The sequence below is a fragment of the Shewanella piezotolerans WP3 genome (assembly GCF_000014885.1).
GTDB classification, from domain to species: domain Bacteria; phylum Pseudomonadota; class Gammaproteobacteria; order Enterobacterales; family Shewanellaceae; genus Shewanella; species Shewanella piezotolerans.
Window position 1 is genome coordinate 1237357 of sequence record NC_011566.1, and the last position, 25817, is coordinate 1263173.

The following is a 25817-nucleotide window of genomic DNA, read 5'->3' on the forward strand; positions in this document are numbered from 1 at the left end:
GTTAACAACATAATTAAAAAGTATTAACAATAGGGTGATGGTTAATGGATATTTTAATGAGTTTAGTAGGGGTGGTCACCTTACTAGCGATCGCTTTCGGGCTTTCAAATAATAAAAAAGCAATTAACAAACGTACTGTTCTAGGTGCACTAGCAATTCAAGCCGCTTTCGGTGGTTTCGTATTGTATGTACCAGTTGGACAAGAAGTACTTGGTGGCGTTTCAATGGGTGTTGCCAGTGTTATTGGTTACTCTCAAGCTGGTATCGACTTCCTATTTGGTGGTCTAGGTACTGACGCTATGTTCGCAAACGGTGTTGGCTTCGTCTTCGCTATTCGCGTACTACCTGTGATTATCTTCTTCTCTTCTTTGATTGCTGTTCTTTACTACCTTGGCATCATGCAGATGGTAATTAAGTTCATCGGTGGTGGTCTTCAGAAAGCATTGGGCACAAGCCGTACTGAGTCTATGTCTGCTACTGCAAACATCTTCGTCGGTCAAACTGAAGCGCCATTAGTTGTACGTCCATTTATTGCGACTATGACTAACTCAGAGCTATTCGCTATCATGGTTGGTGGTCTTGCATCTATCGCTGGTGCGGTACTTGCGGGTTACGCTGGCATGGGCGTTAAGATTGAGTACTTAGTTGCTGCATCTTTCATGGCTGCTCCTGGTGGTCTAATGATGGCTAAGCTTATCCATCCTGAGACTGAAGAAACTAAAAACGAAATGGGCGACCTGCCTGAAGACACTGACAAGCCAGCTAACGTTATTGACGCTGCTGCTGCAGGTGCTGCTTCTGGTATGCATTTAGCGCTTAACGTTGGTGCAATGCTTCTAGCATTCGTTGGTCTTATCGCAATGCTTAACGGTATGTTGGGTGGCATCGGTGGCTGGTTTGGTATGGAGAACCTTTCTCTAGAACTTATCCTAGGTTACGTGTTCATGCCTTTAGCATTCCTAATCGGTGTGCCTTGGAGTGAAGCAATGGTAGCTGGTTCTTTCATTGGTCAAAAGATCATTGTTAACGAATTCGTTGCTTACCTAAACTTTGCCCCATACCTAAAAGATATTGCTGATGGCGGTATGGTTGTTGCTGAAACTGGTGTTGCTATGACTGATAGAACTAAAGCTATCATCTCATTTGCACTATGTGGATTTGCTAACCTATCTTCAATCGCAATTCTACTTGGTGGTCTAGGCGCTATGGCTCCAAGCCGTCGTCACGACCTTGCTAAACTTGGTGTTCGTGCGGTTATCGCAGCATCACTAGCAAACCTTATGAGTGCAACACTTGCTGGTCTATTCCTAGCATTGTAAGCCTCAATTGACTGAGTGGCATGTGTTGCTCAGTCTTGGTTCTGCTCACTCTGAGCAGAACCACAATTAAGTCAATCGTTTTCCAATTACCAAGTTTTACGAAATGATCAATAACTATGGTTAGGGGCTATTTCGATTTAAATACGACAATAACAATGATCAGGCAGCATAATCTGTCGACAAATCATGGCTTTGTTCGAATGTTAAAACTTAGTGTTCGCATTTTTACACAAATAGTGTTGAAGTTTGACATAAAGTAAGTAAAATGCGGCGCCATAAAAAAGAAACGCTGACTCTTCATAAAGTCGAGCAGCAAACCATAAATAAATGGGGTTGATGATGAAAAACGTTAAAACTATCGCACTAGCTACAGCACTAGCAGCTACAGCAACAATGGCAGCACCTACTTTCGCAGCAGATCGTACAGACCTTCGCGCTGGCGACTACAGCTGGATGCAGTTCAACGCAATGTACGCATTTGACGAACTACCATCTGACGGTGACGGTTCTGGTCATGATTACCTAGAGATGGAATTTGGCGGCCGCGCTGGCATCGTAGACCTATACGGTTATGTTGATGTATTCAACCTAACTAACAGCAGCTCAGGCGATAAGACTGGCGGCGACAGCAAGATGTTCATGAAGTTTGCTCCTCGTTTCTCTATCGATGCAATGACAGGTTGGGATCTTTCTGCTGGTCCTATCCAAGAAGTTTACTTCTCAACGCTATTTAACTGGGGTGGCGGAGCATTCAACAAAGATGGTTCAGGTGATGTAAATGCATCTTTCTGGGGTATCGGTGCTGACGTAATGGTTCCATGGTTAGGTAAAACTGGCATGAACCTATACGCTCACTACGACATGAACGGTAAAGAGTGGAATGGTTACCAATTCTCTATGAACTGGTTCAAGCCTTTCGTAAACTTTGATAACGGTTCTTTCGTTTCTTTCCAAGGTTATGTTGACTACCAGTTCGGCGCTGATGACGAGTACGGTAACGAGTTCGTTCCTATGACATCAAGCGGTGGTGCTGCATATTTCGGTCTACACTGGCACTCAGAGAACTACGCACTGGGTTACGGTCTAAAAGGCTACAAAGATGTGTACCTTCTTGAAGATGGTGCTGGCATCGTTGGTCTAGAAACTACTGGTTGGGCTCACTACCTAACTGCTACTTACAAGTTCTAAGCAACGCTTAAAGAACAGCTAAGTATCTGTCAGAGCCGCGAAGCATCGCGGCTCTCACTATCTTCTAATCATAATAATGTTGAACCTTTAATTGTTATTTCGAATTTTAGTCATTTGCTAACGCAAACAGATTAATTTTTACTTAAGCATGAACTATATTTAATTAGCTTGTTTAGGTAAGTATTAATTGAAAGTGATATAAGATTTATAACGCGCTAAAAAGGACTTTTCGCGGAAAGGCAGACATAGGCAGTATCTATCTCCCTTCCCGGTCTTCATGGATTCAAGTCGTGACACTAGTGTCAAGATTATTGCAGCGCATAGACGATGCAATGTTGGATACCTGAATATTGACCTTAATTTGAGCATCGTTAATCGATCTTCATCATTAAGGTTTGGCAATGCTCGAAGGCCCGGCCCATAACTATAATCAAAACAGCCACTTCTAAGCGCAGCTATACGACAAATTTCTATCAAAATTTTACTATTTGAATATGTCTCGGAGAGCTATTATGAGCGACTTAAAAAAAGCAGCACAACAAGCCATTAATTTAATGGATCTTACTACGCTAAATGACGATGATACCGATCAAAAAGTGATCGACTTATGTCATAAAGCTAAGACGCCAGCAGGCGACACCGCTGCTATCTGTATTTACCCTCGCTTTATTCCTATTGCACGTAAAACGCTAAATGAGATTGGCGGCGATGATATTAAAATCGCAACAGTGACTAACTTCCCACACGGTAATGATGATATTGCAATCGCAGTATTAGAGACTCGTGCTGCTGTCGCTTACGGCGCTGATGAAGTCGATGTCGTATTCCCATACCGCGCACTAATGGCTGGTAACGAAACCGTTGGTTTTGAGCTAGTTAAAGCGTGTAAAGAAGCATGTGGTGATGAAGCAATCTTGAAAGTAATCATCGAATCAGGTGTGCTTGCTGACCCTGCACTTATCCGAAAGGCTTCTGAGCTATCAATCGATGCAGGTGCTGACTTCATCAAGACTTCGACAGGCAAGGTTGCTGTAAACGCAACGCTAGAAGCTGCAGAAATCATGATGACTGTTATTAGTGAAAAGAACACTAAGGTTGGTTTTAAGCCAGCTGGTGGCGTAAAAGATGCTGCAGCCGCTGCAGAGTTTTTAGGTGTTGCTGCACGTCTTCTTGGTGATGATTGGGCGACTCCAGCTACGTTCCGTTTTGGCGCTTCTAGCCTACTTACTAACTTACTTCACACATTGGAGTTAGGTGACGCACCAAAAGGACCACAAGGTTACTAATCTTTACTGATTTAGCTTGTTGTTAAGTGTGATCTAAATCTAATTAGGTGTATCAAAAGTCCGTTATTATGTAACAATATTACGGCTTTTGATTCCCCTTTAGCAGATTGCTAACTGAAAGTTACCCTTGATGGAAACTCAGTTACATTCTTGGAGGTAGTACATGTTTTTAGCTCAAGAAATTATTCGTAAAAAACGTAATGCTGAAGTCCTTTCAACTGAAGAAATCCAATTCTTCGTTAACGGCATCACTAATAACACCGTTTCTGAAGGGCAGATCGCTGCGCTTGGTATGGCTGTTTACTTCAACGACATGAATATGGATGAGCGTATTGCGCTGACCACATCTATGCGTGACTCTGGTACGGTTCTCGACTGGAAATCTCTTGACCTTAATGGTCCGATTATCGATAAGCACTCAACTGGCGGTGTGGGGGATGTCATTAGTTTGATGTTAGGCCCAATGGCTGCTGCTTGCGGTGGTTATGTACCTATGATTTCTGGCCGCGGCCTAGGTCATACTGGCGGTACGCTTGATAAGTTTGATGCTATCCCTGGTTACAATACCGAGCCTGATAGCGCTTTGTTCCGCAAAGTTGTTAAAGAGGCTGGTGTGGCGATTATTGGTCAGACTGGTGATCTTGTCCCTGCTGATAAGCGCTTTTACTCTATTCGTGATAATACCGCGACCGTTGAGTCTATCTCTCTGATTACCGCTTCAATTCTTTCTAAAAAGTTAGCTGCTGGACTCGATGCCCTTGCAATGGACGTTAAAGTCGGTACAGGTGCTTTTATGCCGACTTATGAAGCATCAGAAGAGCTTGCCCGCAGTATCACTGCAGTCGCTAATGGAGCAGGCACTAAAACCACTGCACTATTGACTGACATGAACCAAGTTTTGGCCTCATGTGCAGGTAATGCGGTAGAGGTTAAAGAAGCTGTTGACTTCATGACCGGTGCTTACCGTAACCCTCGCCTTTACGAAGTGACGATGGGGCTTTGTGCTGAGATGCTTACCCTTGGTGGTATTGCAAGCAATGAAGCAGAGGCACGCGCCAAGCTGAATGAAGTACTCGATAATGGCAAAGCGGCTGAAATATTTGGTCGTATGGTATCAGGTCTAGGTGGACCGACTGATTTTGTTGAGAACTACAGTAAATACCTACCTGATTCACAAATCATTCGTCCTGTATATGCTGAGCAAACTGGTTTCGCGACAGCTATGGATACCCGTGAACTCGGTCTCGCTGTTGTTACTCTCGGTGGTGGGCGCCGCAAGCCTGGCGACACACTCGATTATAGTGTTGGACTGACTAAAGTTTGCGCCCTTGGCGATGAAGTCAGTGCCGACAAGCCTATCGCATTTATTCACGCCCAATCTGAAGGTGCCTTTGCTGAAGCGGAAGCTGCAGTGAAGAAAGCGATTCATATTGGCGATACCAAGCCAGAAAAGACTCCTGAGATATATCGTTATATCCGTGAGTCAGATCTGTAACGGAGCACAGTTTATGAAACGTACTATAATCATGATGCTAGATTCATTCGGCGTGCGGAGCTGCACATGATGCAGCAGCTTTCGGCGATGTAGGCTCTAACACTTTTGGTAATATCGCAAAAGCCTGTGCAGAAGGTAAAGCTAATGATGGTCGCGAAGGACCATTAAAGCTACCAAACCTCGCGCGCTTAGGCTTAGGGCACGCATCTAAAGAAAGCACGGGTGAGTTTCCTGCGGGTTTTGGCGATGATGTTGAGATTATCGGCGCTTACGGTCATGCCGATGAATTAAGCTCAGGTAAAGATACGCCGAGTGGACATTGGGAAATGGCGGGTGTACCTGTTTTGTATGAATGGGGCTACTTTAGCGATTTAACCAACTCTTTCCCACAGGAGCTGACTGACAAAATTCTAGCTCGCGCAGGTTTAACTGAATTTCTCGGTAACTGCCACTCTTCAGGAACTGTGATCCTAGAAGAACTCGGTGAAGAGCACATGCGCACTGGTAAGCCAATTTTCTATACCTCTGCTGATTCAGTGTTCCAGATTGCTTGTCATGAAGAGAGCTTTGGCCTAGAAAAATTATATGAGCTTTGCATTATCGCCCGTGAAGAGCTAGCTGATTACAACATTGGTCGTGTTATTGCGCGTCCATTTGTAGGTACTGATGCCAGTAACTTTGAGCGTACTGGTAATCGTCGTGACTATGCAGTGGAGCCACCAGCACCAACCGTACTCGATAAACTTAAAGCGGCCGGCGGTGAAGTGGTTAGTGTGGGCAAGATTGCTGACATCTATGCACACTGTGGTATCACTAAAAAAGTGAAAGCGACCGGGCTTGAAGCACTGTTTGATGCGACGTTAGAGCAAGTGAAACAAGCGGGTGACAATACGATTGTATTCACTAACTTTGTTGATTTTGACTCACATTATGGCCACCGCCGTGATGTCGCGGGTTACGCTCGAAGCTTAGAATATTTCGATGCGCGCTTGCCAGAAATATTAGCGTTGTTAGACGAAGATGACTTCTTACTGTTAACTGCTGACCATGGTTGTGACCCAACTTGGCCTGGCAGCGATCATACTCGAGAGCGAGTACCGGTTTTAGCGTATGGCGCAGGGCTCGAACCCGGATCATTAGGTCTACGTAATAGCTTTGCTGATATGGGCCAATCGATAGCGAGCTACTTTAAGCTTGAGCCTATGGAATATGGCGAATCGTTTGTTCGCTAGTTAAACCGAAACAAATTTAAATTTGGCGGTTCACTTTGGACCGCTAGCATACAAAGACTCAAGTATTAACGACAGTCTCAAAATATAAATAGGGGTTTTCTGATGGCTACACCACACATTAATGCCGTAGACGGTGCATTTGGCGATACAGTTCTATTTCCTGGCGATCCACTACGTGCAAAATACATTGCTGAAACATTTCTAGAAAACGTTGAGCAAGTTACTGACGTTCGTAACATGCTAGGTTTTACTGGTACATACAAAGGTGTTCGCATCTCAGTTATGGGTTCAGGTATGGGCATTCCTTCTTGCTCAATCTACGCAACTGAATTGATCAAAGATTACGGCGTTAAAAACTTAATCCGTGTTGGTACTTGTGGTGCGGTTAGCACTGACGTTAAAGTTCGTGACGTGTTAATCGGTATGGGCGCATGTACTGATTCACAAGTTAACCGTCTACGTTTTAAAGGCCAAGATTTCGCAGCAATCGCTGACTACAGCCTACTTAGCGCAGTGGTTAAAGCTGCAGAAGAGAAAGGCACTAAGTTCCGCGTTGGTAACGTTTTCTCTGCTGATCTTTTCTACACTCCAGATCCAGAAATGTTTGACGTTATGGAAAAAATGAACATCTTAGGTGTCGAAATGGAAGCTGCAGGCCTTTACGGCGTAGCTGCTGAGTTCGGCGCTAAAGCATTATGTGTTTGTACTGTATCTGATCACATCCGTACTGGTGAAAAGACCTCTTCTGACGAGCGTCAAACGACCTTTAACGAAATGATCGAAATGACACTAGAAGCAGCTATTACTCTTTAATGGGTATTGGTGCAGTAAACCAGTAGTACTGGTTTATACGTTATAAAAAAAGCGGACATTGATTGTCCGCTTTTTTGTGGCTGTTTGTTTGGTGCTGAAATGCATTATACCAATCAGTATAAGAAGTTGATCTACTCAGAGCGTTTTCGGCACGCTAATTCAAGGCGAATAAATGACATAATGGTTATTCCCTTATGAGTTTATTCAACGCAGAAGTAGCAAGCCAAAAACACTCCTAAAGGCGAATTTTAGCGGCTTTGATGCTGTGTTAATTAATTTGAACGTAGAATAACTATGCTCTTCATTCATTGCCTTACCTCAAAGCCGCTAAACTCTCGCTGAGCGATCAAATCTTTATACTGATTGGTATTACTATAGCGATTTATGGTTTATCCACTGTTTCTTCAACAGAAAGTGTTTCATCCGCTTGATTGTCTGACTCTTCACGTCGATGTATAGCATTTCTCTTGCTGAGTAGTTGCCTGAACTTTATCTTAGCTTTACGCCTATCAAAATCGGCACGTTTAAACGATAACGCGCGTGACAATAGCATACCGATGAGCCCCGCAATGATCAGCATCATCTGCTGCTGTTCCATATTGATCTGGTGCGCTTCTTTAATTTCATTAAAAAAGTACTTTGGCTCTAACCTGACCTCGACATAACCCAAGTTCTGTCCATCTTGCGAAACAGCCTCAACATAAGGAGGGTATTGTGCAAGTAGTTGTACCATCTCCTCGGAATCAACTTCATAATCGTCTTGGGTGACACTTTGTGCAAAGGACAGCCTCACGCCATCTTCACTAAAAATACTGGCCGACATCACTTTAGGGTCAAGTACTAGTGCGGTAGCAAGCCATTGCAGCTGCTCATCATTTTCCAATTGCAGGGCTGGAGCGGCACCATAGGCAGTTTGCTCTACTAATAATCTTGCCATCTTTTCAGTTTGGGACTTTAGAAGCTGTTGCCCTTGTAGTAGGCTAGTTTCCCACAACTGATCCAGACCAATGAATAATGCGATAGCGATAAGGATCTGCAATATCCTGCTTATTCGATGGCTCTTTTTTAGGCCTTTTAAATAAAACACTGAAATCCTTAATTTGTAGTGTACTCACTTAATCATAATTGATTATCTCGGTACTCGGTAGTTGGAGAAGCATAACTAATGGAAAATTTAAGTCAATCTACTGTTTTTGAATGGTTAAACAGTGAAAGTAGCATGTCTTACGGCACTGGGGGAAAAAGATTTTCTCGCCATGTCGAGACTCATTTTCCATCGGCTTCGCTGCGGTATAGGATTTTGTTTTCTGAAAATAGCAGTCAGGCAGTTATAGAGGATTGGTTGCTGTGCAATACTGCAGAGTTAAGTCTGGCGGTGATTTCACGCTCAACGGGGCTGACATGTATAGAAGTTTGCGCGGCTGAAACGTTAAACTTTGCTGCTTTTAAGACCTTATCGGATATAGAAGTATTTCAGCTTAAAGCTGATGCCCCTGTGTTAAATCAGCCGGGACTGTTAGTGATGGATATGGACTCTACCGCGATAGAGATTGAATGTATCGATGAACTTGCTGAGATGGCTGGGGTTGGCGCTGCAGTTGCTGCTGTGACTGAGCAAGCGATGCAGGGAGAGCTTGATTTTGAACAGAGCCTGCGTGCAAGAGTGGCAAAGCTTGAAGATGCCGATGCTGACATTATTCACCGTTTATGTAGCAAACTGCCGTTAATGCCTGGTTTGAACGAAATGATTGCCGAGTTAAAACAGTATCAATGGCGAACTGTCGTGGCTTCTGGAGGCTTTACTCCTTTTGTTAATCACCTTAAACAGTTGCTCGATTTAGACGCCGCTTATGCTAATGAGTTAGATATTGTTGAAGGTAAGCTAGTCGGCACGGTTTCCGGTCAGGTGGTTGATGCACAGTTTAAAGCTGATACTGTCGAAAGTTGCGCTAAGCAGTGGTCAATTGCAAAGGGGCAACGTGTTGCCATTGGTGATGGCGCCAATGATATCCCAATGATTAATATTGCGGACTTTGGTATTGCTTACCATGCAAAGCCTAAGCTTGCCTCGGCTGCAGATATTAATATTGAAAAGTTAAACCTTAAAGTGTTGCCTTATTTATTTCAGCTTAATTAGCCTCAGCAGCGTTAATGTTAAGTGCACTTTGGTCAAAGTAAGCACCATTTAAGGACATTTCATTATTGGGCCTACAAATTAATTTTTGTAGGTCTTTTTATTTCTGTTTTAAAAGTGTCTTATCCTGCTGTTCCACTTATTAGATTCTCTGCTTTACCGTTTGAAACTTGTTGGTTTTGTTAATCTCAACCTCAGAGTTAGAGTTATTACTCTTGTTTTTGTGCGGTTAACTCAGTAACTTAGGTTAAAAAATTGAGCATTACAGCGTGAAAACTCAACAGAAATCTCTCTTTGTGCCTTATAACCACGGCCACCTGCATTTAAGGCAGCTATTGCCAGCCAACCCAGATATGAATAAGCCTCCGTTATTGATGCTGCACGGTGCAATGTCCAATGGGCGTGTTTTTTACAGTGAATCAGGTAAAGGGCTAGGCTGCTATTTGGCTGATGCTGGAGTGGTAGTTTATGTATTGGACACGCTTGGGCGAGGCCACAGTACACCAAAGCTTGCTCGAGGGTTTCGTGCTGGGCAAGGTGAAGTTATCAGAGAGCAATTGCCACTTATTCAACAGTACATTCTTTCTCTACATCCAAAAGCAGATAGCGTGCATTGGTGTGGCCACTCATGGGGCGGTGTGTTGATGGCTAGCGCTATCGCCCGATATGAAAATTTACAGCAAACGGTGGCTTCACTGGTGACCTTTGGCAGCAAGCGTCGAATTGAAGTTAAGTCGCTCAGCAAATGGTTGAAGGTCGATCTTTTCTGGAATCGACTTGCCCCTTTTATCGCTTGGCAGCGTGGATATCTTCCGGCTGATAAGTTAAAGGTGGGGATGGATAATGAGTCTCAGGCGTCATTGCTGCAAAGTATCGACTGGGTTCGCGGCCATTGGATCGATCATGACGATGGCTTTAGTTACAGTCAGGCTGCAAAACATGCAAAGTGGCCTAAGTCTTGGTTTATTGCAGGGCAGGGCGATACTGTTTTAGGCAACCCTAGTGATGTACAGCGAATGATTAGCGAGTGTCAAATTCAGCAGGTCGATTATACTTTGCTCAGCCGTAAACATGGTTTTAAGCACGACTATGACCATGCTGGCATGTTGACCCATAAAGATGCAGTGCAAGATCATTTTCCAACAGTTCGTGATTGGTATCGTCAGTTCAATCGCTAATCCTCGAGCTCAATCAAGGGGGCAAGCTTTAAAAGTTCAGCGACATTTGCTGCCCCAAGCTTGTCCATCAACTTTGACCTGTGCACCTCAATGGTCCTAATTGCGACACAAAGTACGCTCGACATCTGTTTATTGGTATTACCTGCAACAATGAGCTTAAAGATCTGCAATTCTCGCTCAGATAAACGGGTTATCAGCTGTTGTTCGACGAACCGATTATATTTATTAATGCTGTTTTGCAGACCTTTTGAGATAGATTGCGATAACACTTGGCCTTGAACGGGTTTTTGAAAAAAATCGAAAGTACCATTTTTAAAGGCATCCACAGCCATGGGCACATCACCGTGGCCGGTAAGAAAAATGACCGACAGAGGACTATTCGCTTCACTAAGCAGTTGCTGGACTTGTGGTCCACTAAGGCCAGGCATACGGGCATCAAGGATCACACAACCTGGCTGGCTAAGATCAATGCTAGCTATAAAATCATTGCCAGAGCTGAAACTTTTAATCTTGTAGCCAAATCCGTCCATTAGAAAAGTGATGGAATCAACGATAGCTTCATCATCATCGACAAGGTAGACAGGGCCGCCAATCAACGCTTGCATGGGTATTCCTCTTTCACTTTAATTAGGATCTAGTAGATAGATATCTCAGTTCCTTACTTAATGCGAACATCTTTTTTACAAAGCATGAGACCCATCACGTTGGCTCTACATTAGCCTATCGTAAACTTGAGCCAGCGTTTAATTCGAGGCTAATCGAGTGTATCGGACCTTATTGTGTTTATTACTACTGTGTTGTACATCCAGTGTTTGGGGACAAACTCAAGCACTCTATGTTGGAGTGCTGTCTAACTGGGGGAACCAACAAGCGATTGAGCGTTGGCAACCTATGATGGAATATCTAAATGAGCAGGTACCCGGCACTGACTTTCATGTTTACCCAGGTAATTTTGAGGCGCTTAATCTGGCCATGGAGCTTGGACAGATCCAGTTTATTATTACTAACCCTGGCCAGTACCTGTACCTATCAAATCAGTATCCGTTATCTTGGCTGGCGACAATGCGTTCAGCGCGTCATAACGGCGCCACATCGGCCATAGGCTCAGCCATTATCGTTAAGGCGGAAAGTGACTATCGCACTCTCTATGATCTAAAAGGCAAGGTGATTGCAGCAAGTGATCCCCACGCATTGGGCGGGTATCAGGCGACGGTGGGCTTGATGCATAAATTGGGGATGGAATCAGAAAATTACTTTAAAGAGGTTAAGTTCCTTGGTTTCCCACTCGATCCTCTTTTGTATCAAGTCCGAGATGGTAATGTTGATGCGGCGATCACGCCGCTGTGTACTTTTGAAGATATGATCGCTCGCGGGCTTATCAATAAGGCTGACTATCGCATTCTTAATCCAAGTCGGCCAGATGGCTTTGATTGCCAGTGCAGCACTAATCTTTACCCAAATTGGTCTTTTGCGGCGAGTGAAAGTGTCGATATCGGCTTGAGTAAACAGATTACCCAAGCATTAATGGAGCTAACAGCGGATCATCCCGCCGCAATTAAAGCGCTGCTCATGGGCTGGACATCGCCCATCAGTCAACTAGCAGTTATTCAACTATTTGGTGAACTTCATGTTCATGCTAGCGACGGTAGCCGCTGGGAAAGTGTTGAGAACTGGCTAAAATATAATCGGCATTGGGGCATATTTGCCATTTTTGTATTTCTGGTCGCGACGGTTTACCACTTATGGATAGAGTATCGCTTTCACCAGAAAAGTGAATCACTAATCGCCACAGAGAGGCAGCTTAAACAGCAAGCTATTGCGCTTGAAAAGCTGCAGAGTGCGTCTATTATTGGCGAAATTGGTGCAGGCCTAGCCCATGAAATTAATCAACCGATTGCGGCGATTACCAGTTACAGCGAAGGCGGAATAATGCGCTTAGAGGGAGGGCAAGCACAAGAGTGCGCATCAACAGTTGAACTATTGCAAAAGATCCACAGCCAGTCGACTCGAGCTGGAGAGGTAGTGCATCGGATCCGCAGTCTGCTCAAACGGCGAGAATCGGTGATGAGTGACGTTAATATTCTCAGCTTAGTTGATGAGTGCATATCTTTGTTAAAGCTGGAGTCTCAGCGACGAGATATTCAAATTACTAAACGTATTAAGGGCGAACCTTTTTTCATTAGCGCTGATCGGGTTGGTTTACTACAGGTACTCATCAATCTGACTAAAAATAGTATCGATGCCATCGCTGAAGCGCAACCTGCAACTGAAGGTAAGGTTGTTATCGAACTTGTTTTTAAGGAGTTTCAAGTTGACGTACTGGTTATAGATAACGGTAGTGGCTTAGTCCAGAGTGCCGACTCGGTGATGGCGACATTCTTTACCACCAAAGAAGATGGTTTGGGTTTAGGCTTAGCTATCTGTAATGAGGTAGTCAATGAACATGATGGCGCATTCTCACTCAATGACCGTGTTGATGGGCAAGCTGGCTGTGTTGCCAAAGTTAGCTTAAAAAAACGTGGCAGTGAGCGTAGCGTAGAAGTGTGATTAACGTTGCTAATATCTATCGCCAAACCAATACCTTCGAATTCTGCACATGTAAAAGCCTGTTAAATATACAGGCTTCTTTTCCCTGTTTGTTCCATACATCCATAATATTCCAGTCAGATTCAAAAAAGCGTTTCGGGAAGGTTTTTCTGGACAGACTATCGATATGTGGTTTACCACAATAGACATATTCTATTGGTTTATGTTGGACAAAAACTCAACTGTGAAACAACTCACAAAGCGTAATATGTAAATATTGAAATGTGGTTTACCACAATATTCAGCTGATAATTCCTAGCAGACAATGGTGAAAAGTTTGGGACAGCAGTGATTTTTGAGCTTAATAGCTAACTAAAGGTCATCTGCTTTCAACCAAGCACTGAGTTCCAATGTTTACTGGGAGAATCATCATGAAACTAGATCGGCGAACCTTCATCAAAGGGGCTGGCGCAACGACAGCAGGCTGTGCACTCGCAAGCTTGCCTGGCTCGTTAGCTGCTTTTGGAGAATCCACATTGAAGGGCAGTGCAGAGTCCGTTGCGAGTATCTGTGAAATGTGTTCCACACGTTGTCCAATCTCTGCTCGAGTTGTCAATGGCAAGAACGTGTCGATATTAGGCAACGAAAACGCAAAATCCTATGGTGGCGCTGTTTGCGCTCGAGGCGGAGCAGGCCATAGTCAGCTTTATGATAAGCAGCGTATCGTTAAGCCATTGAAGCGTATTGGTGAGCGCGGTGAAGGTAAGTGGCAAGAGATTGAGTGGGATGAAGCCTATGCAACCATTGCTGAAAACCTTAATAGGATTAAAGCAAAGCATGGCGCCGAATCTGTCGCATTCTCTTCAAAATCGGGCTCTCTTTCTGGCCACCTTTTTCACCTTGCTAAAGCTTTTGGCAGCCCTAATACCTTTACCCATGCATCAACTTGTCCTGCAGGCTATGTGGTTGCAGCCAAAGCCATGTTTGGCGGTAAAATTAAACGCGACTTGAGCAACTCTAAGTACATCATTAACTTTGGTCACAACCTCTATGAAGGCATCAATATGTCTGAAACCAGAGGCATGATGAATGCACAAATGGAGAAAGGCGCTAAGCTGGTGGTTTTTGAGCCGCGCTTTTCGATTGTGGCAGATAAAGCTGATGAGTGGTATGCCATTAAGCCCGGCACTGATGTTGCGGTGGCGCTCGCCATTTGTCACACGCTTATTGAAGATGACCTGTACGACAAAGCCTTTGTTGCTGAGTTTGTTTCAGGATTTGCCGATTTTGCCAAAGAAGTTAAAGCTTATACGCCTGAATGGGCAGAATCTATCAGTGATGTGCCTGCAGAAGATATTCGCCGCATTACCCACGAGTATGCCGCAGCAGCCCCACATGCATTAGTTGATTTTGGTCACCGTTCTTCATTTACAACCGAAGAATTTGAAATGCGCCGAGCGCTTTATGCTGCCAATGTGCTAGTGGGTAATATTGAGCGAAAAGGCGGATTGTACTTCGGCAAGAAAGCCTCTAAATACAATAAATTTGCTGGAGAAAATGTCGCGCCTACGTTAGCAAAACCAGGCGTGAAAGACATGCCGAAAATAGATGCTAAACGCATCGACATGGTTGACGAGCAATACTCGCTACTGTGGTCATCAGGCGGGATCTACCAAACCATTCTAGACTCCACACTCGATGCCAAGCCTTATCAGCTCCACGGCTGGGTAATGAGCCGCACTAACCCAATGCAGACGATGACTGACAGAGCAAGGATCGTTAAAACGATGCAAAAGCTCGACTTTGTGGTCGCTTGCGATATCTACATTAGCGAAAGTGCTGCTTACGCTGATATTTTCCTTCCTGAGTCAACTTACCTTGAGCGCGACGAAGAGGTTGTTGATAAGTCGGGTAAGAGCCCTGCTTATTACGTACGCCAGAAAGTGGTGGAAACCATTGGTAATACCAAACCAAGCTGGCTTATTTGGAAAGAACTCGCTGATAAAATGGGTCAGGGTCAGTTCTTCCCATGGCAGAACATGGAAACACTACAACTGTTCCAAGTTGATAAAAACACTTCGTTATTGAATAAGATAAAAGCTGATGGTTGGGTGAGCTACGGCAAACCTCTGCTATTACGTGAGCCTGCAATGGTAAAAGCGTTCAGTGTGAGTTACCCCAATGCCAAACCATTGGACGCTGATGGCACTTATGCAAGCCAGTTAAGCTTCAAAACCCCGTCGGGCAAAATTGAATTAAGTTCTGACAAGGTTGAGAAAATGGCCCCTGGGCGCGGCGTCATTCGCTACCGTGAAGTGAATATGAAAAAAGCCGATGAGCTATTTTTCATTCAGGGTAAAGTGGCCGTTCATACCAATGCTGCAACGCAAAATGTGCCTATGCTTGCCAACTTGATGTCTGACAATGCCGTGTGGATCCACCCTATTACAGCAGGACTTTTAAGTATCTCTAGTGGTGATGCAATTCGTATCTACAACGATACTGGCAGTGAAGAGGGGCATGCCTTGGTTACGCCTGGTATACGTCCGGATACCGTATTTGCTTACATGGGCTGCGGTTCCAAAAATAAAGAGCTAGCGCGAGCAACGGGTAAAGGTGTGCATTGCGGTAACTTACTTCCTCACGTTACGTCTCCGGTGACAGGTATGAACCTGCATACCACCGGCGTCAAAATTGCCAAGATTTAATCGGAGATCATTATGACTAAACGTTATGTTCTTGTGCACGATGAAAACAAGTGCATTGGTTGCCAAGCCTGCAACGTGGCTTGCCGCAGCGAAAATAATGTACCTGAGTCAGTGACTCGGTTACAAGTTCGAATTGAAGGACCATATGGTAACTTTCCTCACTTACATTTTAAGTACAATCGTGTCTCTTGTGAGCAGTGCGAAAATGCGCCTTGTGTGAAGGTTTGTCCGACGGGGGCGGCGTATGTCAATGATGATGGCATTGTTTCAATCAATGAAGGCAAATGTGTGGGCTGTCTTTACTGTGTTGCAGCATGCCCATACAAAGTGCGCTTTATTAACCCTGAAACGCGTGTGCCAGATAAATGCGATTTCTGTAAAGAGAGTCGTTTAGCACGAGGAGAAGAACCTGCTTGTGTCAGTGTTTGCCCAACAGATGCGCTCACTTTTGGTGATGCGAACGATTTGAACTCAGAAGTACGCAAGCTGCTAGATACCAAACAGAACTACCAACAGAAGGTGAACCTTGGCACTGAACCAAGAGTTTACCGAATTCCAAGCCGTCGAGGGGGGATCAAAGCATGAACAATATATGGGGCTCAATGGAGCAATACGATCCCGTTGTATGGAATTGGATCATCGCTGTGTATCTCTTTATGGCTGGTCTGTCAGCAGGTTCAATGTTGGTGGCGATTGGGCTCAAGTGGTACAAACAAAGCCGCGGGCTACCCACAGAGGGCTTGCCGGTAATTAAAGCCGCAGCTGTGATTGGACCGGTAGCAATTTGTTTAGGGATGGCACTGTTAGTACTCGATTTGACAAAACCGTTCGAGTTTTATCATATCTTGCTTAATTATAACCTCACCTCAGTGATGGCATGGGGAGTTATCGCTTTACTGGTATATATTCCGCTAGTATTTGTATTTGCTGCGTTAGTGTTCGAAAAGCAGGTACTACATTTTGCGCCTTGGCTTGCCGGAGTATTGAAGGTATGCCGGCAACTTGAGGGCAGCCTTAACAAGCTTATATTTGCGCTAGCTTTAGGTGTTGGGGTTTACACTGGCTTCCTACTATCGGCGATGATTAGCTACCCTATCTTAAATACAGCAGTATTACCGGCACTGTTTTTAGCGTCGGCAATGTCGGTCGGCTCAGCGGGGAATATATTAGTTGCTACATTGTTTTTCAGTAAAAAAGAGTCTGATTGTATTGAGCAGGTGCACCGCATTGAGTATCCAGTGGCGTTTAACGAGGCGCTTTGTCTGGTGTTGTTGTTCGTTGGACTTAACTTCTCAGGCCCTGCAGCACAAGCGGCTACCGCTGCAATTACCACTGGTGCATGGGCAAGCGTGTTTTGGATAGGTGTGGTTGGCTTAGGTCTAGTGGTGCCTGTATTAGCCAGTACTTTAGCGCCAAAGGCATGGCGTCATACCAAAGGCTTTTTAATCACGGTATCTTGTAGCACCATTTTAGGGGTATTAGCATTACGTCACTTTGTTGTGTATGCAGGACAAAGTTATATTAGCTAACTGCTAACCTGTATTAAAAAGGCAGCACAAGTGCATACTTGGGCTGCCTTTTTGTTGATCCCGCTAGGTTAAGAGTTCACGCTCAAGTTCTGGAAAACGCAGGATGACCTCGCGAGTCACATCGAGTAGCTCTCCAACACCTATAATTCGCCACAATTGTTCCTCTAGCTTTTTCCCTTTGTGCTGTGCATGGATCTTTATATATTCTCGCTCTCTACGGATATAGTCTAGATCTGGCTTTCCTACAGCGCCTCGATAAACACGTAATGCTAAAAACTCACCGAGGTTTCTACTTTGCTCGATAAACTGTTGTAAGTGGGCGGTATCCTTAATATCAGAATCTGCAATACAGCGAACGTTAATCTTTCCTTGAGAGTGCTGCGATATTTGCAGATAAACTTCGTAAAAAGATAGGCCATTTTGTGGCTTCATGGTGCGAATCGGGGTCACAATATCGCGTTTTAGCTTGTCATCTTGAAACAGTGGCGCTAAATCATATTCCAATAAGTTATTGGTATTGGAGGCGAAGACATTGGCGATGTGATTTTGTTCTTTACCTACTCCAATGGTTGAGACGAAAGCCGATTTCAATGTTTTTTCTAGATAAAAAGGGACAGACACCAGTTTGCGGATCAGTATGTTTTTCATACCATCGGCAAGCTCTTTTACCTCATGGTTGTTCTCTGTGAGCTTATCGAATTTATCTTTATTGTGCTCGATTAAACGATTGAGAAATTCAACGCCAATATGCGGGGTATGTCCTATCTGTGCCGCAAGATGCAAAGTCACGCCGTTCTTTCTTGTGCGTATGAGACGGTAGGGCAGATGTTGTAAAGAGGTTTTCCCTGCGATGGTTTGTAATTTGGGGAAGCTAACAGCAATAGGTGCTGTAAGGCTAAATTCAACCGCGGTTTCAGTGGTAAGTTGCATCCCTTTACTGGAGATATCTTGAGTTAATGCCGTGGCGCTGAGATTCCCTTGAGTTAATATAACCGAGGTTTTAAATGCAAAGCGCGCCTCATTACGGCGTTCGCTGAACTGCATAGAGACTTGCTTCAAATTATGTTTCTTAAGCTTTTTTTGACCAAAAACTTTAAGTTCATTAGCACTGCTGTTGTTCAATTTACTCCAAGTTTGATACTGCTCGTTTGCAGCATCATTGGTGACATCGATCAATTGAATCACATGAGTAAATGCCGCCAGTTGCGTCTCGGTTAGTGCACTATAGCTAGCATCATCCCCAGGCAATAAACTCGCGCGATAAGATTGTTGGTGATCGATGGTTTGACGAGCTACATGGAAAATACGCCAACTAGGTTTGGTTGCGCCAAAGCTTAAAAACAGTGCCTGTAACTGCTTCTCTTTTAATTCAGCTAAGGTTGCCGAGTAATAAAATTTGCAGCCTTTTGCTTGAAAGGTGAAGCAAAATAGCTGGCAATGGGGGCTGTTATCATCAGAGTTTATGATGGCATTTAAGCGGGATGGAGTGAGTAGCGCCTTTATCTGACTAACACCTGACTCATCTTTAAAGTATTGTGAAATAGCCTGATTGTCTCGGCCTAAAAAAAGATGGGTTGGCAGATACTGAAGCCCAGCATCACCTTGGTCTTTGTGTTCAATAAAGAGTGCAAGGTGTGGTAGATGAGGCAGGTAATGACGCTCGAAACCTAAACCTTTGGCGGTGACCAGCACATCATTGACATCAACTTTGTATCGGAACTTAAATCCTCTTATAAGCTTAGCTAACATTTCGGCTAAAGCTTCACTACCTGAAATTCGTTTTAATCTCAGCCAGTTGTATTCATCGTTGCCCTCAATATCGACAATTTCGTATTCAACCCCTTGCTGAAGGTCTCGGTGGTAATAGTCATCACTTAGCTCTAGCAGTTTGACTCTAATTGGCTGCTTAGCATTGAGGTTTTGCTTCGCTGGCAGGCGAATTCGCGCGCCACCGACCGATAAGTCTACCGTTATCCCCATGTATTGTTGCATCGCTTGGGACACTTCAATTTTCATGCTGTAATTCATGCGCTCTTCACTGCGGGCAAAGTAGTTACCCAGCACTACACCTTCAGCGACGTACGTCGTTGGTACATTGTCAGAACTGTTAGTACTGCTGCGAGACTTTAGAATTCGCGCTTTATGGGCGGCGATGACTTGCTCGTAAACGCCAAGGGTATATTGTTCTCTATATAGCGCTAGCGCTTCTCGAAAACTGGCTTTTGCTGGTGGGTCGATAAAGTGAGTTTGTGCGCCAAACTCAAAAGTTTCGCAGTTGAGATCGGTTTTGTTACGTAGGTCGATAACTCGAGTGCAGCTAGTGGCTAACCTGTTGAGCTCCATCTTAAGCAGAAAACGGGTGGAATTTGACTCTTCTGCAGTGAGCTGTTCAAACAACTCATGGAAATCGGGTTCCATGAGTAAGGGTTTTAGTTGTTCTATTAGCGCATTATGCAGATCTAAACTCATCTATTACTTCTTTTAGGATGCTTATTGGGCCAATGGCTGATAGGCTCACAGGCAAGATTTTATAATTATTTCCAGTACTATCTTCCTTGTACTAATAGCTATCGGCTTAAAGTGCCGATACTTTATCGACTTTATACTACCTAGAAAGAATCATGGCAAAGAATAAAACAGCTTACGTATGTAATGAATGTGGTCAAGACTTTCCTCGCTGGCAGGGCCAGTGTAGCGCTTGCCAAGAGTGGAACACCATTAGTGAACTTAAAATCTCTACCATTAAACCGACAACAGCAACCAGTGCCGGTTACGCTGGCGCTGTTGGTGGTGGTTCAAAAAAGCTCACTGAGATTGAAGAGGTCGAGGCACAAAAAAGGCTGACTGGCATTGGTGAGTTAGATAGAGTCTTGTGCGGCGGGTTAACGACCGGTTCTGTCAATATTATCTCTGGCGACCCTGGCGCAGGTAAAACGACTTTATTGTCTGATCTTGTTGCGCGTATGTCGCAGTTAATGCCATCCCTTTATTGTACTGCAGAGGAATCTCTATCGCAGTTTAAAAACCGCGTAAATCGATTAAAGCTCAATTGTAACGAAGATAACCTTTATCTTATGGCTGAGACCAGCGTAGAGGCGATTATTGCAGAGCTTGAAGCTAAGCAGGTGAAGTTCGCAGTGATAGATTCTATTCAAGCGGTTGTCACAGAGATGGCGAATGGCAGTCCTGGTTCGCCTTCACAAGTAAAAGGCAGTGCCCAAGCGCTGACGCAATACTGTAAGCAAAACAATGTCACCATGTTTTTGGTGGCGCATGTGAATAAAAACAATGAAACAGCAGGCCCACAGACCCTTATTCATATCGTTGACTGTTTAACCCATATCGAGTGCAATGACGGCCAAGTACGCACGCTTAGGGCCAACAAAAACCGTTTTGGTGATGTTGATACTGTCGGCATATTTCGCATGACTGAGCGCGGCATGTTGAGCGTTGATAACCCCAGTGAAATATTTCTTTCTGGTTCGAGCACTGAATCTCCAGGAGCCGCGATCACCTGTATTCGTAAAGGTAATCGCAATCTGCTACTTGAGATCCAATGTTTGACCACTGAAACCGAGGGCGAATTTCCACAGCGGGTATGTGTTGGCCTTAATATGAATCGTATTAAGATGTTAACGGGTATTTTACGCAAACACACTAAGACGAAAATCTTCCACGATACCTACTTTAATTTGGTGGGAGGCTTAAAGATTGATGAGTCTGAAACCTGTATCGATTTAGCTTTGGTTACAGCCCTGCTGAGTAGCCTTAATGATTTTGTGGTACCAAGGACAACCTGCATCATGGGCGAGTTAAGTCTTAATGGCGATGTTAGGCCAATCGATAGCGGTGTGCCGAGAGTAAAAGAAGCGGTGCAGCACGGTTTTACTGAGATCTATATTCCTTTTAGGAATTATCATAAATCGATGGAAGGGTTAGGGGCGAAAGTCCATGCGATTAAAACGATCCATGAACTTATTGAGTTGATTAACTAGTGACAGCAGTTAGTGATAACTATTGAGCTGCTAGCCTGCCCTGGAAGAGAGTTATTTTTCAGGGCTGTGCATATCGATAAATAGCGCCAACTCTCTGTGAAGTAATGCTGGGTCGCCAACATTAAGTTCAACTAGACGTCTTAAGTGGCTAATACTTTCAACATCAATATGCCGACAAGCTAAGCCCAGCTGATTATCTTTTTGGTGAACAAGCTGAGTCTCCATCTGAACTAGAATATCAGAGTCTGAGAGGGTAAAGCTTAACTGTAATTGCCTTGTTTCGGGGGCAAATTGTGCGGGAGTTACTACGAGTGCACCATTGAGACTAATATCGAGCAGTGTTGTTTGCCAGACGACTTCTTGGCAACGAAGCTGTGCTTGATTGGAAAATAAAATCCTTGAAAACTGTCTGCGTTCATTCATATTGCTTCCTTGTCCAGCGATTCCAGTGTCAACTTCAGAACATTACATTTTCTGTCGTATACTAATTTAATGAAGAACTTGAGTAAAACATTCTGCTTATGTTGAAGCTAATTTAGCTGTAAAGTTCTACTTAAGCTGTACTCTCTAGTGCGTAAGACTGTTGTTTTACCGCTGACAATCCTTTTAGGATAATTGCAATGGTGACGAGCTGATAAGCGATACCAGACCATGAAAGTAGGTGCACCGATAGCATTAAGTTCAGTATGTTACTCAATAGCATGGCGTAACGTAATCTCAATGAGCTGCTATAAAACAGGGCGTAGCTCATTAAAACTGCGGCAGCAACAGCGCACCATTCAGACCAATGTTCAGCCCAAATAAAGCCTTGTATTACAGCTAATGCTGAAAACAGCAACGGCAGTAATGTTATTCGCCAACCACAGCGTGCTTTTTCGCTTCTACAGCTGCCAAATCGACCAATATTAAGCAGTTGGTTCATCATGCCTAAAGTACTGCCAAGCAGCCCTAAGTGAATCGCTGTTAAGCTAGATGCTAACAGGTTGCCTGAGACGAGTTTTGAATCGCATGACTGAGCATTTGCCCACCAACCGATAGCCATAGACACAAAGCCTATCGCTTGAACCCAAAATAATGCTTGATGAGATAACTCGAACACAGAACGACCAACAATAACGACATAATTAAACCGGCTGCTATTGTCGTTTTTTTAGTCGTCAGCGCCGTGATCCATTCGTCACTTTAGCGTTTGCTTTATCATGCTTTGCTGTAGTTTGTGACTTGGCTCATGTTTTGTTGCTTAGATGACAGGTGGGCATTAAAACCCAGTGCCAACATTTACGTACCAAGCAACATCTTCAGGCCCTTTCGCGACATCAATACCCATATGCAGGCCGTAACGTCTGGCAATGGTGTATCTAAAGCCGACTCCATAGGCATTTTGTTGATCGCTGTCCCACATTGAGCTGCTTAAATCTCCAGCCACACCACTGCCTAAAAAGGAGAGCAACATCCAACGCGGAGTGAGCTTCCACATAAGTTGTACCTCCGCCGAGCCAACGTTCTCGCCTTGATAGCGGTTTTTAGGAATACCACGAAGATCGATATAGGGATAGGCAAAAACCGGTAGGCGATCATCGCTTGTAACAGATTGATATCGGGCTTTTAATCCAAATGTCAGGCTCTTAGATAGTGCCCAATAGTTGATACCTTCAACATTCAGGGTTTGGTAATCATAATCACTGCCTAGGCTTTCACTAAACCAATCATATTCAAAAATGTAGTTATAGCCGCTAGTGGGCAGAAAGAAGTTGTTGAGGCTGTCATATTCGATCACGGCGCCGAGGGCCGAGACTTTAGGTGAAACGTTTAATAACCCTGTGAGTCTATCGATTAGTTCAGCTGGAACAGCGCTATTTTCGTGTCGATTTGTCATATCAACACTAAGGAATTTTTGTGATACACCGACAAAGAATGCACTGCCAGGAATACGATACTGGAATTTCTGTAATAACCCATAGCCTTGCAAGTTAAGGTCGAGAGAGAGGGCATCAGCAAAATCGTTTTGACTGTAATAGCTCATATTGATATCGCCATAGCCGCCACCGACCAAGTAACGAATACTGTCTTTACCCCATGTTTGTCGATGTCCAGCAAAGCCCATTTTTGTACCATTATCTGTGGCACCGACTCCGACCACCGAGATGCCCGGTGTGAGTAGCTGCGCACCGCCATCAATAGAATGGGTAGCGACCTCCTTTCGTTTGTCTCTTTGGGCGTCAGTCTCATGCAGGAATAACCCCATTACCGCTAGACCGTTGCCTACCGATGGTTCGGTGATAATGCTAGGAACAGGTAGAAAGCCGTAGGCGTTTTCTGCTAGATATTCCCCAGCATCAAAGTAGCCATCAATGGGGTCAAAAAAATCAATTGCGGTGGCACTGCTTGAGAACAAGCTGGAGGCAGCAATGGTTAAGGTGAGCGCAATCTTGTTATTATTTATCACGTTATTCGATCCCTCATTAACGAACTTTGAGTATAGTCCTTGAAACTGAATATTTTCAAATAGGTCGCAATAACTGAATGCTCGAGTTAGCCAATAAACAAGCCAGCTGTTTTCTGCTACCATGCGCGCAAGTTCAACAACGATATTTAGGTATATGCAGGTGTCTTTTTCATCTTTATCATTAAGTGACGAATTACTTAGCCTCATAAAGCAAAAAGGTTATAACGAGCCTACACCGATCCAAACTGCTGCTATTCCGGTTATTTTAAGTGGCAAAGATTTAATGGCGAGCGCTCAAACTGGCACCGGAAAAACTGCGGCTTTTACCCTACCAATATTGCAAAAGTTGGCGATGCAGTCTGCTGGTAAAGAGACTGATAGTATTCGTGCGCTGATCTTAGTTCCGACGCGTGAACTCGCTGTTCAAGTCAATAAAAGCGTCACTGAATACGGGGTTAATACCGCGCTTAAGAGCATGGTGATATATGGCGGCGTTAGTATTGATGCTCAGGCAAGCTCCCTTGCTGCTGGCGTCGATATAGTGGTTGCTACCCCTGGTAGGTTATTGGATCATCTTCGCCGAGGTTCATTGTCATTGATGGCGATTGACACTTTAGTTTTTGATGAAGCTGACAGAATGCTGGACATGGGTTTTATGGATGAGATTAATGCCATTCTAAAGCAGCTACCAACGGAGCGACAAACTTTACTGTTTTCGGCGACCTTTTCAGATGCTATTTACCGCTTAAGTAAAAAACTACTCAGCAAACCTGTACGCATTGAAGTTGATAAGGCCAATAGCGCTGCAGACAGTGTCGAGCAAATAGTTTATGCGGTAGATAGTGATCGTAAGGCTGCGCTAATTAGTCATCTCATTAACAAATATCACTGGCAACAAGTACTTATTTTTAGCCGTAAGAAACAAACCGCCGATACTATTACCAGTAAATTAGTCGCAGCAGGAGTTGCAGCTAAAGCCTTCCATGGCGATTTAAGTCAAGGCGCTAGAGAGCAAGTGCTTAATGATTTTAAGGCGGGCAATATTAAAGCGTTAGTTGCCACAGATGTGGCTGCGCGAGGGCTTGATATTGTAGAGCTCAATTATGTGGTTAACTATGAGATCCCCTTTGTAGCTGAAGACTATATCCATCGTATCGGTCGTACGGGGAGGGCGGGTAACTCGGGTAAAGCCATTACACTCTACAGTGAAGATGATGCTCGTTTGCTCGAAGAGCTAGAATCATTGCTGGATAAACGCCTTCCACAGCAATGGTTACCAGGCTTTGAGCCCGATTTAACCAAAATGGAAGTGCAGCCGCGCAAAAATGGTAAAGCAGCGCAAAGGCAACGAGCTAAAAAACGGGCTTTGGGTTCAAAAGGGAAGCGTTAACCTATGCTAAAAACTGCGTTGTTTAAATAGGAGTAAATAGCTAAGACCGTTTTTATTCTAAATGTTTAATATGTTTCAGCGCTTTTAAGGATTAAAGCTTAACTATTTTGCTAGCAGCAGAGTATTGCGTTGATGTAGCGGCTTATCCATCCTATTTATTGGTAGTGCTTTTACTATTAGCGTTTCAATATTCATTATCTCATCGCTCTGGTTCATACTGACGGAGACCTTATCACCTTGCTTAAGGTCATCTGCATAATAGGCTAGCTCCATACTGACAATGCTACCGTCATTTAGCCGAACAGTAACTTCCGACACCCTATGGAGTGTTGCTTCATCAATAGGGTCTTTAGTGGCAGCGCCGAGGATCCAGCCTGGTGAACTAACATTTCGATCGGCAACCATTAATCTTTCCAACAGATTATTAGCAGCTTTCTCATCACTGGACTGAGTCATTTTGATTGTTAATACTTCTCCTTGAACTTCTTGTAAGGTGTGTTTGCTAGAGCAGCCACCAGTGAACAGAGTGAGTAGTAGGCTCGTTACTGTTATTTTCATTCTGTATCTTATTAAGGGCT

20 protein-coding genes and 1 pseudogene are annotated in these 25817 nt (G+C 44.2%); 14 read left to right on the forward strand and 7 right to left on the reverse strand.

Annotated features, from left to right (window positions below):
• Nucleotides 1-44: 44 nt before the first annotated feature.
• The 6 genes and pseudogenes from SWP_RS05425 to deoD all read left to right on the forward strand — a co-directional run bounded on the left by SWP_RS05425 (nucleotide 45) and on the right by deoD (nucleotide 7333).
• Nucleotides 45-1319 (forward strand): NupC/NupG family nucleoside CNT transporter, encoded by a 1275-nt coding sequence (locus SWP_RS05425; protein ID WP_020911399.1) that lies wholly within the window; start codon nucleotides 45-47, stop codon nucleotides 1317-1319.
• A 339-nt stretch (nucleotides 1320-1658) separates the two neighbouring features.
• Complete coding sequence (locus SWP_RS05430) at nucleotides 1659-2507, forward strand: nucleoside-specific channel-forming Tsx family protein (protein WP_020911400.1); 849 nt, start codon at nucleotides 1659-1661, stop codon at nucleotides 2505-2507.
• 512 nt (nucleotides 2508-3019) lie between these two features.
• Nucleotides 3020-3793, forward strand: coding sequence for a deoxyribose-phosphate aldolase (gene deoC / locus SWP_RS05435; protein WP_020911401.1), 774 nt, complete (start codon nucleotides 3020-3022; stop codon nucleotides 3791-3793).
• A gap of 163 nt (nucleotides 3794-3956) precedes the next feature.
• On the forward strand, nucleotides 3957-5288 hold the full coding sequence (gene deoA, locus SWP_RS05440; protein WP_020911402.1) for a thymidine phosphorylase: 1332 nt from the start codon (nucleotides 3957-3959) through the stop codon (nucleotides 5286-5288).
• A 13-nt stretch (nucleotides 5289-5301) separates the two neighbouring features.
• A pseudogene (locus SWP_RS05445) lies at nucleotides 5302-6520 on the forward strand (phosphopentomutase).
• Between the two features lie 102 nt (nucleotides 6521-6622).
• Nucleotides 6623-7333 (forward strand): purine-nucleoside phosphorylase, encoded by a 711-nt coding sequence (gene deoD, locus SWP_RS05450; protein ID WP_020911404.1) that lies wholly within the window; start codon nucleotides 6623-6625, stop codon nucleotides 7331-7333.
• 382 nt (nucleotides 7334-7715) lie between these two features.
• Here deoD and SWP_RS05455 read toward each other — a convergent pair whose 3' ends face one another.
• Nucleotides 7716-8420 carry a YtjB family periplasmic protein gene (locus SWP_RS05455; protein ID WP_020911405.1) on the reverse strand — a complete coding sequence of 235 codons (705 nt, stop codon included), beginning with the start codon at nucleotides 8418-8420 and terminating at the stop codon, nucleotides 7716-7718.
• Between the two features lie 78 nt (nucleotides 8421-8498).
• On the opposite strand from SWP_RS05455, the gene serB reads away from it, so the two are divergent.
• Together serB and SWP_RS05465 are read left to right on the forward strand one after the other, a co-directional pair.
• Nucleotides 8499-9470 carry a phosphoserine phosphatase SerB gene (gene serB, locus SWP_RS05460; RefSeq protein ID WP_020911406.1) on the forward strand — a complete coding sequence of 324 codons (972 nt, stop codon included), beginning with the start codon at nucleotides 8499-8501 and terminating at the stop codon, nucleotides 9468-9470.
• 266 nt (nucleotides 9471-9736) lie between these two features.
• A complete protein-coding gene (locus SWP_RS05465) occupies nucleotides 9737-10645 on the forward strand; it encodes an alpha/beta fold hydrolase (protein WP_020911407.1) in 909 nt (302 codons plus the stop codon).
• On the opposite strand, the gene SWP_RS05470 is transcribed toward SWP_RS05465, so the two are convergent.
• Nucleotides 10642-11250, reverse strand: a complete 609-nt coding sequence (locus tag SWP_RS05470; RefSeq protein WP_020911408.1) for a response regulator transcription factor — start codon at nucleotides 11248-11250, stop codon at nucleotides 10642-10644. The two genes, SWP_RS05465 and SWP_RS05470, sit on opposite strands and share 4 nt — an antisense overlap.
• Before the next feature lie 157 nt (nucleotides 11251-11407).
• On the opposite strand from SWP_RS05470, the gene SWP_RS05475 reads away from it, so the two are divergent.
• From SWP_RS05475 to nrfD, 4 genes are all read left to right on the forward strand, one after another.
• Entirely contained in the window at nucleotides 11408-13192 is a 1785-nt protein-coding gene (locus SWP_RS05475) for a sensor histidine kinase (protein WP_020911409.1), read from the forward strand.
• Nucleotides 13193-13602: 410 nt separating this feature from the next.
• Nucleotides 13603-15879 carry a thiosulfate reductase PhsA gene (gene phsA / locus SWP_RS05480; protein ID WP_020911410.1) on the forward strand — a complete coding sequence of 759 codons (2277 nt, stop codon included), beginning with the start codon at nucleotides 13603-13605 and terminating at the stop codon, nucleotides 15877-15879.
• 12 nt (nucleotides 15880-15891) lie between these two features.
• Nucleotides 15892-16464 carry a 4Fe-4S dicluster domain-containing protein gene (locus SWP_RS05485; protein ID WP_020911411.1) on the forward strand — a complete coding sequence of 191 codons (573 nt, stop codon included), beginning with the start codon at nucleotides 15892-15894 and terminating at the stop codon, nucleotides 16462-16464.
• Complete coding sequence (gene nrfD, locus SWP_RS05490; RefSeq protein WP_020911412.1) at nucleotides 16461-17408, forward strand: NrfD/PsrC family molybdoenzyme membrane anchor subunit; 948 nt, start codon at nucleotides 16461-16463, stop codon at nucleotides 17406-17408. The genes SWP_RS05485 and nrfD overlap by 4 nt, the downstream gene beginning before the upstream one ends.
• A gap of 63 nt (nucleotides 17409-17471) precedes the next feature.
• On the opposite strand, the gene SWP_RS05495 is transcribed toward nrfD, so the two are convergent.
• On the reverse strand, nucleotides 17472-19877 hold the full coding sequence (locus SWP_RS05495) for a PilZ domain-containing protein (protein WP_020911413.1): 2406 nt from the start codon (nucleotides 19875-19877) through the stop codon (nucleotides 17472-17474).
• Nucleotides 19878-20029: 152 nt separating this feature from the next.
• Here SWP_RS05495 and radA point away from each other — a divergent pair, with 152 nt between their 5' ends.
• Nucleotides 20030-21403, forward strand: a complete 1374-nt coding sequence (radA, locus tag SWP_RS05500) for a DNA repair protein RadA (protein ID WP_020911414.1) — start codon at nucleotides 20030-20032, stop codon at nucleotides 21401-21403.
• A 51-nt stretch (nucleotides 21404-21454) separates the two neighbouring features.
• On the opposite strand, the gene SWP_RS05505 is transcribed toward radA, so the two are convergent.
• From SWP_RS05505 to SWP_RS05515, 3 genes are all read right to left on the reverse strand, one after another.
• Nucleotides 21455-21826 carry a PilZ domain-containing protein gene (locus SWP_RS05505; RefSeq protein WP_020911415.1) on the reverse strand — a complete coding sequence of 124 codons (372 nt, stop codon included), beginning with the start codon at nucleotides 21824-21826 and terminating at the stop codon, nucleotides 21455-21457.
• 130 nt (nucleotides 21827-21956) lie between these two features.
• Entirely contained in the window at nucleotides 21957-22502 is a 546-nt protein-coding gene (locus SWP_RS05510; RefSeq protein WP_020911416.1) for a YgjV family protein, read from the reverse strand.
• A gap of 159 nt (nucleotides 22503-22661) precedes the next feature.
• Nucleotides 22662-23849, reverse strand: a complete 1188-nt coding sequence (locus SWP_RS05515) for a BamA/TamA family outer membrane protein (RefSeq protein WP_228371117.1) — start codon at nucleotides 23847-23849, stop codon at nucleotides 22662-22664.
• A 160-nt stretch (nucleotides 23850-24009) separates the two neighbouring features.
• Between SWP_RS05515 and SWP_RS05520 the strand changes: the two genes are divergently transcribed.
• On the forward strand, nucleotides 24010-25239 hold the full coding sequence (locus SWP_RS05520; protein WP_044556290.1) for a DEAD/DEAH box helicase: 1230 nt from the start codon (nucleotides 24010-24012) through the stop codon (nucleotides 25237-25239).
• 102 nt (nucleotides 25240-25341) lie between these two features.
• Here SWP_RS05520 and SWP_RS05525 read toward each other — a convergent pair whose 3' ends face one another.
• On the reverse strand, nucleotides 25342-25797 hold the full coding sequence (locus tag SWP_RS05525) for a hypothetical protein (protein ID WP_044555694.1): 456 nt from the start codon (nucleotides 25795-25797) through the stop codon (nucleotides 25342-25344).
• Between the last annotated feature and the right edge of the window lie 20 nt (nucleotides 25798-25817).

What these genes read in the sequence shown, in the direction of transcription:
- SWP_RS05470 (WP_020911408.1), bottom strand. Translation starts at nt 11,250, where the DNA reads ATGCAAGCGTTGATTGGCGGCCCTGTCTACCTTGTCGATGATGATGAA.
- deoA (WP_020911402.1), top strand. Translation starts at nt 3,957, where the DNA reads ATGTTTTTAGCTCAAGAAATTATTCGTAAAAAACGTAATGCTGAAGTC.
- SWP_RS05485 (WP_020911411.1), top strand. Translation starts at nt 15,892, where the DNA reads ATGACTAAACGTTATGTTCTTGTGCACGATGAAAACAAGTGCATTGGT.
- SWP_RS05430 (WP_020911400.1), top strand. Translation starts at nt 1,659, where the DNA reads ATGAAAAACGTTAAAACTATCGCACTAGCTACAGCACTAGCAGCTACA.
- SWP_RS05505 (WP_020911415.1), bottom strand. Translation starts at nt 21,826, where the DNA reads ATGAATGAACGCAGACAGTTTTCAAGGATTTTATTTTCCAATCAAGCA.
- nrfD (WP_020911412.1), top strand. Translation starts at nt 16,461, where the DNA reads ATGAACAATATATGGGGCTCAATGGAGCAATACGATCCCGTTGTATGG.
- deoD (WP_020911404.1), top strand. Translation starts at nt 6,623, where the DNA reads ATGGCTACACCACACATTAATGCCGTAGACGGTGCATTTGGCGATACA.
- radA (WP_020911414.1), top strand. Translation starts at nt 20,030, where the DNA reads ATGGCAAAGAATAAAACAGCTTACGTATGTAATGAATGTGGTCAAGAC.
- SWP_RS05495 (WP_020911413.1), bottom strand. Translation starts at nt 19,877, where the DNA reads ATGAGTTTAGATCTGCATAATGCGCTAATAGAACAACTAAAACCCTTA.
- serB (WP_020911406.1), top strand. Translation starts at nt 8,499, where the DNA reads ATGGAAAATTTAAGTCAATCTACTGTTTTTGAATGGTTAAACAGTGAA.
- SWP_RS05425 (WP_020911399.1), top strand. Translation starts at nt 45, where the DNA reads ATGGATATTTTAATGAGTTTAGTAGGGGTGGTCACCTTACTAGCGATC.
- phsA (WP_020911410.1), top strand. Translation starts at nt 13,603, where the DNA reads ATGAAACTAGATCGGCGAACCTTCATCAAAGGGGCTGGCGCAACGACA.
- SWP_RS05525 (WP_044555694.1), bottom strand. Translation starts at nt 25,797, where the DNA reads ATGAAAATAACAGTAACGAGCCTACTACTCACTCTGTTCACTGGTGGC.
- deoC (WP_020911401.1), top strand. Translation starts at nt 3,020, where the DNA reads ATGAGCGACTTAAAAAAAGCAGCACAACAAGCCATTAATTTAATGGAT.